This window comes from Nocardia sp. CC201C (assembly GCF_030010695.1).
Classification (GTDB): domain Bacteria; phylum Actinomycetota; class Actinomycetes; order Mycobacteriales; family Mycobacteriaceae; genus Nocardia; species Nocardia otitidiscaviarum.
Window position 1 is genome coordinate 1 of the sequence record NZ_JASCXP010000276.1, and the last position, 9,862, is coordinate 9,862.

General features: G+C 68.4%; 6 protein-coding genes and 1 pseudogene. 2 read left to right on the forward strand and 5 right to left on the reverse strand.

The genetic code is table 11. The features are described 5' to 3' along the window. Positions 1–247: 247 nt before the first annotated feature. The 5 genes and pseudogenes from QK444_RS24770 to QK444_RS24790 form a co-directional block, all read right to left on the reverse strand. Positions 248–1,375: pseudogene (locus QK444_RS24770) on the reverse strand (uroporphyrinogen-III synthase); the annotation flags it as partial. Then, positions 1,372–1,770: a nitrite reductase small subunit NirD gene (gene nirD / locus QK444_RS24775; RefSeq protein ID WP_143979661.1), complete on the reverse strand. Its 399-nt coding sequence runs from the start codon at positions 1,768–1,770 to the stop codon at positions 1,372–1,374. The gene nirD and the pseudogene QK444_RS24770, both read right to left, overlap by 4 nt. Positions 1,771–1,835: 65 nt before the next feature. Beyond that, complete coding sequence (nirB, locus tag QK444_RS24780; RefSeq protein ID WP_282784178.1) at positions 1,836–4,379, reverse strand: nitrite reductase large subunit NirB; 2,544 nt, start codon at positions 4,377–4,379, stop codon at positions 1,836–1,838. A 32-nt stretch (positions 4,380–4,411) separates the two neighbouring features. Then, positions 4,412–5,869, reverse strand: a complete 1,458-nt coding sequence (locus tag QK444_RS24785) for a nitrate/nitrite transporter (RefSeq protein WP_282784179.1) — start codon at positions 5,867–5,869, stop codon at positions 4,412–4,414. Between the two features lie 256 nt (positions 5,870–6,125). Next, positions 6,126–7,274, reverse strand: coding sequence for an MFS transporter (locus QK444_RS24790; protein ID WP_282784185.1), 1,149 nt, complete (start codon positions 7,272–7,274; stop codon positions 6,126–6,128). A 179-nt stretch (positions 7,275–7,453) separates the two neighbouring features. On the opposite strand from QK444_RS24790, the gene QK444_RS24795 reads away from it, so the two are divergent. Both QK444_RS24795 and QK444_RS24800 read left to right on the forward strand, forming a co-directional pair. After that, positions 7,454–8,125, forward strand: coding sequence for an FCD domain-containing protein (locus QK444_RS24795; protein ID WP_282784181.1), 672 nt, complete (start codon positions 7,454–7,456; stop codon positions 8,123–8,125). Positions 8,126–8,313: 188 nt separating this feature from the next. After that, complete coding sequence (locus tag QK444_RS24800) at positions 8,314–9,795, forward strand: nitrate/nitrite transporter (protein ID WP_282784183.1); 1,482 nt, start codon at positions 8,314–8,316, stop codon at positions 9,793–9,795. Positions 9,796–9,862: the final 67 nt, after the last annotated feature.

Sequence of the window (9,862 nt, forward strand, 5' to 3'; positions counted from 1 at the left end):
AGCGGGACGGAGCGGGTGCGACAGCAGAATCCGCGACACGGACGGGGCGGGCCGAGGCCGGGGTGGCGGGGAATTCCGTGTGGGCGGTGACGGAGTGGGCCGGGCGGAAACTGGCCGATGCGGAGGATTGGTCCGGCCCCGGAGCACGGGGCGGGAAGACCGGGCGCGCACCGGGATTCGCGCCGCGGCCCGGGTAGGGCTGGCGGGGTGCGGGGGTGGCCGGGCGCGGGTTGTCGTAGCTCTCGGTGGGGTCCAGGGCCAGGCGGTAGCCGCGTTTCACCACGGTCTGAATGGCTTTCGGGGTGCCCAGGCCCGCGCGCAGGCGGGCGATGGCGGTCTCCACGGCGTGGGTGTCCTCACCGCCGCCGGGCAGGGCCGCGAGCAGGTCCTCGCGGGAGACGACGCGTCCGGGCTGGCGGGCCAGCGCGCGCATGAGCGCCATCGGGGCGGGGGCGAGCTGGCGCACCTGGCCGTCCACCACCACGCAGCCGCCGCGCACGCTCAGATTGTGGCCACCGGCCTGAATTCGATTGGCGCGCCGGGGAAGTTCCTCGGCCACATGCCGGGCCAGCGCACCCAGACGGGCTCGACCGGGCATGGAGGTGGGCACGCCCAGCTCCTCCAGCGGCGCGGCGGTGATCGGTCCGACACAGGCGGCCAGCACCCGCCCGCGCAGGGCGTGCAGCACCGCCTCGAGCAGTCCGGTCTCCTTGGCGCGCATCAGCAGCGACGCCACGGCGGGCGCACTGGTGAAGGTCACGCAGTCCAGGCCGGAGGTGACGATGGCCTCGATGAGCCGGTCCATGGGCGTGCGGTCCTCCGGCGGAATCCACCGGTAGACCGGCACCGGCACCACATCGGCCCCGGCCATGCGCAGCACCTCGCAGAAGTCCGGCACCGGCTCCCATTCGGTGGTCGCACCGTGCAACTGCACCGCGATGCGCACCCCTTCGACGCCCTGGGCGAGCAGGTGATCCAGCACCTCGGCCGAGGACTCCGACGCCGGCGACCACTCCTCCCGCAGCTCCGCGGCGCGAATCGCGCCCTTGGCCTTGGGTCCGCGCGCCAGCATGCGGGTGGCCGAGAGCGTCTCGCGCAGTTCCTCGGCCAGGCCCCAGCCCTCGGCGGCCTCCATCCAGCCCCGGAAGCCGATGCCGGTGGTGGCCACCGCGATCTGCGGCGGCTCCGCCACCAGCTGGCGCGTCACCCGCTCCAGTTCGGTGTCGTCCGACAGCGGAATGATTCGAATCGCCGGGGCGGTAACGATATTCGCGCCCCGGCGCTGGAGCAGGGTGGCGAGTTCCTCGGACCGTCGCGCGGCGGTGATGCCGATGGTGAACCCGGCCAGCGGGGTAGGCGAATCGAGCTCGGTCATGCGGTACCACCGGGAATGTCCAGCGGCTCGTTCGACACCGCGACCACACCGTCGGCCACCCGCACCGCGTACACCGGCAGCGATACCGACTCGTCGTCCAGGCAGCGCCCGTCGATCAGCGAGAACGCCTGCTTGAGCAGCGGCGACGCCACCACCGGCACGCCACCGCGGTCACCGACGATGCCTCGGGACATGACCGCCGCCCGGCCGAAGGGGTCGATATTGCCCACCGCGTACAGCGAGCCGTCGGGCAGTAGGAACAGGGCCGCCTGTCGGCCACCCTTCAACAGAACCGCCACGCCGCGGCCGGGGATGAGGTAGTCCAGTCGGCACGCCTGCGTCCAACCGGCAATGGTGGTGGTGACTGCTGAGCTGGGTGTGTCGATCACGGTCATCGGTAACTCTCCTCCGAACGCCTTACCCATTGGTACCGGCGTCCTGTTTCCATGCGGTTAAGCAGTCATTTCCCCGACGTGGCGGTCGAGGATTCCGGCGAGATCTCCGGCATACCCAGCAGGACGGGCACCTTCCGCTCGCCGCTGTCGTCGAAGGAGATGGTCGGATCGGCCTCGTCCGGGGCGTTGACGAAGGACACGAAGCGCGACAGCTTCTCCTCGTCGTCGAGCACCGCGGCCCACTCGTCGCGGTAACCGGCGACGTGGGAGGCCATGGCGGCCTCCAGGTCGTCGGCGATGCCCAGACTGTCCTCGCAGATGACCTGCTTCAGGTAGTCGATCCCGCCCTCCAGGGCCTCCTGCCAGGGCGCGGTGCGCTGCAACCGGTCCGCGGTGCGGATGTAGAACATGAGGTAGCGGTCGATGTATTTGATCAGGGTCTCGTCGTCGAGATCGCCAGCCAGCAGCACCGCGTGCTTGGGCGTGAGACCGCCGTTGCCGCCCACGTACAGGTTCCAGCCGTGCTCGGTGGCGATGACGCCGACATCCTTGCCGCGCGCCTCCGCGCACTCGCGGGCGCAGCCGGAGACGGCCAGCTTCAGCTTGTGCGGGGAACGCAGGCCACGGTAGCGCTTCTCCAGCAGCACCGCCATGCCCACCGAATCCTGCTGACCGTAGCGGCACCAGGTGGAACCGACGCAGGACTTCACGGTGCGCAGCGACTTGCCGTAGGCGTGACCGGACTCCATGCCCGCGTCAACGAGGCGCTTCCAGATCAGCGGCAGCTGCTCCACGCGCGCGCCGAACATGTCGATGCGCTGGCCGCCGGTGACCTTGACGTACAGGCCGAATTCCTTGGCCACCTCGCCGATGGTGATGAGCTGCTCGGCGGTCACCTCGCCGCCGGGCATGCGCGGCACCACCGAGTAGGTGCCGTTCTTCTGGAGGTTGGCCAGGAAGTGGTCGTTGGTGTCCTGCAGCGCGGCCTGCTCGCCGTCGAGGATGTGATCGCTCGAGGTGGACGCCAGGATGGAGGCGACGGTCGGCTTGCAGATATCGCAGCCGGTGCCGGTGCCGTGCTTGGCGATCAGCTCCGAGAACGTGCGGATACCCGTGGACTGCACGACGTGGAACAGCTCCGCGCGCGACTGCGTGAAGTGCTCGCACAGCGACTTCGACACCTCCACGCCCGACTGCTCCAGCAGCTTCTTGAGCATGGGAACGCAACCGCCGCACGAGGTTCCGGCATTGGTGCAGCTCTTGATGGCGGGCACGTCGCACGCGCCCTCGGCGATCGCGCCGCAGATCGAACCCTTGGACACGTTGTTGCAGGAGCAGATCTGGGCGTCGTCGGGCAGCGCGTCGGCGCCCAATTCCGCACCGGCCGGGGAGATCAGCGCGGCCGGATCGGCGGGCAGCGGGCTGCCGACCAGCGGGCGCAGCGCCGCGTACGCCGACGCGTCACCGACCAGGATGCCGCCGAGCAGGGTCTTGGCGTCGTCGGAGACGACGAGCTTGGCGTAGGTGCCCTTGGCGGCGTCGTGCAGCACCACCGACAGCGCGCCCTCGGTGGTGCCGAAGGCGTCACCGAAGCTGGCCACGTCCACGCCGAGCAGCTTCAACTTGGTGGACAGGTCGGCGCCCGGGAACTCGCCCGCACCGCCGAGCAGCCGGTCCGCCACGATCTCGGCGGTGGTGTAGCCGGGAGCCACCAGGCCGTAGCAGACACCCTCCACGGCGGCGACCTCGCCGACGGCGTAGATGTGCGGATCGGAGGTGCGCAGCCCCAGGTCGGTGATCACGCCACCGCGCGGGCCGACCTCCAGCCCGGCGTCGCGGGCGATCTGGTCGCGGGGCCGGATACCGGCGGAGAACACCACCAGGGAGGCGTCGATGACGGAGTCGTCCGACAGCGTGACCTTCAGACCCGCACCGTCTTCCGCCTCCGCGATGGAGGCGGTGCCGACACCGGTGTGCACGTGCAGGCCGAGATCGGTGACCAGGCGCTCCAGGATCGCGCCGCCGCCCTCGTCCACCTGTACCGGCATCAGCCGGGGGGCGAACTCGACCACGTGCGGGGTCATGCCCATGAGCCGCAACGCGTTCGCGGCCTCCAGGCCGAGCAGACCGCCGCCGACCACCACGCCGACCCCGCCCGGACCGGCGGCCTCGGCCGCGGCGCGGATGCCGTCCAGATCCTCGATGGTGCGGTAGACGAAGCACTCCGGGCGATCGTGGCCCGGCACCGGCGGCACGAAGGCGTAGGAGCCGGTCGCGAGCACCAGCGCGTCGTAGGCGATCACGTCGCCGGTGGAGGTGACCACCTTGCGGGCCTCGCGGTCGATGCTGTCGGCGCGCACCCCCAGGCGCAGATCGACCAGCACGTCGCCGTCGTAGGTATTGCCGGGCAGGGCGAGATCGCCCGCCTGCCAGCTGCCCACGTAGGAGGACAGACCGACGCGGTCGTAGGCGGGCAGCGCTTCCTCGCTGAGCACGACGACCTGCCAGGTCCCGGCCTCGTCGCGGGAGCGCAGCGCCTCCACGAAGCGGTGTCCGACCATGCCGTGGCCGACGACCACCGCGGTCTTGCGTTCGACTGTGTGCGTCATGACAGTCTGTCCTTTCGGTGGGTGGGTTCCGGTCAGGCTCGCGCCGACGTGGACGTGGACGAAGTGGTGGCGGAGTCGGATTCGGCCGCCAATACCAGCGCCTCGGCCTCGGCGACCACATCGCGGCCGGGGGTCGGGCGGCGCAGGAATACGGCCCAGCAGACCGCCGCGCACACCACGTAGAAGACCATGAACGCCCAGAACGCGGTGGTGGCGGAGTCGGTGGCGGCGTACGAGGAGCGCAGCGCCAGGTTGATGCCGACGCCGCCGAGCGTGCCGATGGCGCCAACGAAGCCGATGAGCGCGCCCGAGGTGTTCTGCGCCCACTGCGTGCGGGACTTCGCGTCACCGGGCAGGCTGCGCGACTTCGCCTCGAACACCGACGGGATGATCTTGGTGACCGCGCCGTTGGCCAGGCCCGAGATGATGAACAGCGCCACGAAGCCGAAGATCATGGCCCCGAGCACGCCGCCGGTCAGGCCGCCCGCGCCGTCGCCGAGGGCGCTCGAGCTCGCCACCACCACGGTGGCCGCGGTCATCGCGCCGAACATGTACAGGGTCACCAGGCTGCCGCCGATGCGGTCGGCCCACTTGCCGCCGTAGGGGCGGGCCAGCGAACCCAGCAGCGGACCGATGAATGCGATGGACGCCGCGTGCAGCGCGGCCTGCGCCGGGGTGGCCCCGCCCGCCTTGAAGTTGATCTGCAGCACCTGCGCGAAGGCGAAGCTGTAGCCGATGAACGAGCCGAAGGTGCCGATGTAGAGGAAGGCGATGGCCCACGACTGCGGCACCCGCAGCGCCGTGATCATGAAGGACATATCGGCCTTCTGGTTCTTCACGTTGTCCATGTAGAGCGCCGCACCCAGCGCCGCCACCACGACCGCGATCAGGTACACCACGCAGACCACCGAGGCACTGCCGTAGGCGTTGCCCAGGGTCGCGATGACCGCCAGGCCGATCAGCTGGATCACCGGCACGCCGATATTGCCGCCGCCCGCGTTCATGCCCAGCGCCCAGCCCTTGAGCCGCTGCGGGTAGAAGACGTTGATATTCGACATCGACGACGAGAAGTTGCCGCCGCCCAGGCCCGCGAACGCCGCCACGATCAGGAACGTGGTGTACGAGGTGCCGGGCTGGTTGACGAAGTACAGGGTCAGCAGCAGCGGCACCAGCAGCGCCAGCGCACTGAAGATGGTCCAGTTGCGACCGCCGAACTTCGCGGTGGCGACGGTGTACGGAATGCGCATGATGCCGCCCACCAGCGTGGGGACCGCACCGAGGAAGAACTTGCCGGCGGTGTCGATGCCGAACTGCTCGGTCGGCATGAACAGCACCATGACCGACCAGATCGACCACACCGAGAACCCGATGTGCTCGGCGAAGACCGACCAGATCAGATTGCGCTTGGCGATGTCCTTGCCGCCCGCCTCCCAAGCGGCGACGTCCTCGGCATCCCAGTGCTCGATGTCGTGATTGCGCGTGCGGAACAAGGGGCCTCCTGAAATCTGGATAGGCCCCAAGGTAGGAAACCGGTATTGCGCGAATGCTGCGCCAAATGACCGGAGAATCAACGGTTGCTCACGATTCTCCGGATTCGGCCGTGAGAACTACCGCTATGTTTCGCCCATGTGACACAACGGTTTCCGCGTGTCACATAACACAGAAATCCCGAATGGCCGACCGTGAGGTGAGATGGCCGTCACCAGCATCTCCGATACCTCACGAGTCGGCAACTCGAGCGGTGAATCAATTCCAGCTGTCTTCGAGCATGCGCGGCTTGCACGCGTGCCACGCACCGGCCAGCATGGCGAACACCGCGACCGACAGCATGGCGAACGGAATCTTCCAGCCTCCGGTCGCCGAATGCAGCAGGCCGAAGACCACCGGGCCGACACATGCCACGGTGTAGCCGACACCCTGGGTGAACCCCGACAGCGAGGCCGAACCGGCGGATGTGCGGGTGCGCATATTGATCAGGGTCAGCGCCATCGGGAAGGTCGACGGACCCAGGCCGAGCAGCAGCACCCACACCAGCGTCGCGGTCATGGGCGCGATCAGCAGACCGGCGAAACCGACGAAGTAGCACAGCGCGCAGACGACGGCGACCGGGAAGGGATTGGCCACCCGGCCCACCACCAGCGGCGCGCCCAGCGCCGCCACCAGGCCGATGAGCGCGAAGACGCCCACCATGCTGCCGCCGTAGGCCAGGCTGGCTCCGGCGTCGTGCAGGATCGTCGGCAGCCAGGTGAACACCGAATAGGTGATCAGCGAGGTCATGCCGAACATGAAGGCCATCCCCCAGGCCACCGGCGAGCGCCACACCTTGCCGTCGGGTTGCGCGGTGGTCGGCAGGGCGGTGACATCCGCCTTGGCATGACCGCGCCGGTCACGCAGCACTCCCAGCCAGGGCAGCGCGGCGGCGAATCCGAGCAGCGCCCACAGGCCCAGCGAGATCCGCCAGCCGTGCGCCTCGGCCACCGGGACCGCGACCAGCGCCGGAATCACCGTGCCCAGCTGCACCATGACGATGTAGACCGAGGACAGCAGCGCCAGCCGATCCGGGAAGTAGCGCTTGACCAGCGGCGGAATCACCACATTGCCGATGCCCATACCGGTCAGCGCCAGCGCGGAGAAGGCCAGCAGCTCCCAGGTCTGCGGCACCAGCGCGCGGATCGCCGAGCCGACGCCGGTCATGAGCATGGCGATGAGCACCGTGCTCTCCAGGCCGAAGCGGCGCACCAGGACGGGGGTCAGCAGTCCGGCGACGGCGAACATGGCGGTCGGGATCATGCCGAAGACGCCGATGATCGCCGTCGAATAGCCGATGTCCTCCCCGATCTGGGTGGCCAGCGGCGTGAAGGCGGTGACGGCGACCCGCAGCGTGAGCGCCGACATGACAATGGCCGCCAGCACGAGCAAGCGCCCCTCGGTGAGGTGGCGCTTGGCGATGCGGTCGATTGTCGGTCGGTCTCCGACCTCGAGGGTCGTCTCATCCAGGGTCGCAGTCACCGAGAAATCATAGGATGACCCGATGATGTGATGCAACGAATGTGAGGCACGGTACGCTGTCATGCGTGCAACCAGTCCGGCGCACGAGCCTCATCGCCCAGGTGACCGAGCAGCTTCGTGCCGAAATCCGTTCCGGCCGTTGGCCCGTCGGCTCCCGCATCCCCACCGAACCGGAGCTCACCGAGCTCACCGGAACCGGCCGCAACACCGTGCGCGAGGCCGTCCAGGCGCTCGTGCACGCGGGCATGCTGGAACGCCGCCAAGGCTCCGGGACCTATGTCATCTCCACCTCGAACCTCGGCGCGACGCTCAACCAGTACTTCGCCGACGCCCAGGAACGCGACATCCTCGAGTTGCGCCGCGCCCTGGACACCACCGCGGCCGCGCTGGCAGCCCGACGCCGCGACGAGGCCGACATCGCCGACCTGCGGCGGCTGCTGGAGGAACGCCGACTGTCCTGGGACGACGACAATCCCGTCGCCATCGAGGCCGATCTGCAGCTGCACCGCGCCATCGTCGCGGCCAGCCACAATGCCGTATACCTGGAATTCTACGATTCCCTGCTACCGGTCATCGAGGCCGGAATCCGCTCCCGGACAGCCAAATCCGGCGGCTCCTTCGAGGCCGAGCACGTCGAGCTGGTGGAGGCAGTGATCGCGGGCGATCCGGACCGCGCCGCCGCCGCGGCGGACTGCTTCCTGTCGACCCTGCTCGCGGAGTATCCGGACGCCAGGTAACCGACAGGTCACCATCGCGATGTGCGAGAAGTGAGCCGGAATTACTCCGGTTGTCATCGAAAGCGACGTCGCTGTAACGGGTGATTCGTACGGTGGATGCGACCGCGAGGAACCGATCCGGGCCACTTTCTTTCCAGGCACCCGGAGTTCCCGATGAGGGCTGGTCACATCTCGAGAGGAATGCGTCCATGACATCCACAGCCGCGCCCGAAACGCCGGAAAAGACCACTTTCCAGTATCAGAAGCGAGGCCGTTGGCTCGATCATTGGGAGCCGGACAACGAGCAATTCTGGGAGAACGGCGGAAAACGAACCGCCTGGAAGAATTTGATCTTCTCGGTGCTGTCCGAACATCTCGGATTCAACGTCTGGGTGATCTGGACAATCGTCGTCACCAATATGGGTAACGCGGGCTTCGCATTCATGCAGGGCCTCGGTGACAAGAACCCGCAGGCCGTCTCCAACGCCCTGCTGCTCACCTCCGCGCCGGTACTGATCGGCGCCGCGCTGCGGGTGCCCTACACCTTCGCCATCCCCAAGTTCGGCGGCCGGGCCTTCACCGCGTTCAGCGCGGGCATGCTGTTGATCCCCACCCTGGGGCTGGCCTTCTTCATCAACCGGCCCGACACCCCGATGGCGGTCTTCCTGATCCTGGCCGCGCTGGCCGGTTTCGGTGGCGGCAACTTCTCCTCGTCGATGGCGAACATCTCCTTCTTCTTCCCCGAGGGCAAGAAGGGCACCGCGCTCGGCATCAACGCCGCGGGCGGCAACCTCGGCGTCGCCGTGACCCAGCTCGCGCTGCCGCTGCTCATCACCCTCGGCACCACCGTCCTGGCCAAGGACCCGGCCGGATACCGCCTCGGCCTCACCCTGGCCGCGCTGTTCTGGGTGCCGTTCATCGCCCTGGCCGTGTTCTCCGCGCTGCGCTACATGGACAGCATCACCGCCGCCAAGCCGGACGGACAGTCCTACAAACTGGCCATGACCAACAAGCAGACCTGGGTGATGGCCTTCCTCTACATCGGCACCTTCGGCTCCTTCATCGGCTTCTCGTTCGCCTTCCCCACCCTGATCAAGGCCAACTTCCCCGAGCTGAAGGATGTAGGCATCCTGGTGGCGCTGGGCAACCTCGCCTTCCTTGGCGCACTGGTCGGCTCGTTCACGCGGCCGTTCGGCGGCTGGCTCTCCGACCGCATCGGCGGCGGCGCCAAGATCACGCTGTGGGTGTTCGTCAGCATGGCGGTGGGCATCGCCTGCATCATGGCCTCGCTGGAACTGCACAGCTTCCCGCTGTACCTGCTGTCGTTCCTGGCGCTGTTCATCCTGACCGGCATCGGCAACGGCTCCACCTACCGGATGATCCCGATGATCTTCAGCGCCGAGACCAAGAAGCGGGCCGAGGAACTCGGCATGAGCGCCGAGGAGATGACGGCCTCGGCCAAGCGGCAGGCCGGAGCCGCGATCGGTGTGATCGGCGCGGTGGGCGCGTTCGGCGGCTTCCTGCTCCAGCAGGCGTTGCGCCTGGCCAACACCAACTTCGGCAGCATGGCGCCCGCCTTCTGGGGTTACGCGGTGGCGTTCCTGGTGATGGCCGGTGTCACCTGGTGGTACTACCTGCGCACCTCGTTCGCGGTGCAGCAGGCACCCTCCCTGGCCTACGCGAGCGTGTAGTCGCTTGTTCCGACGTGTGATACGAGTGCGTCCGTATCACATATCCGGGCGCGGGGGCGGCCGTCGC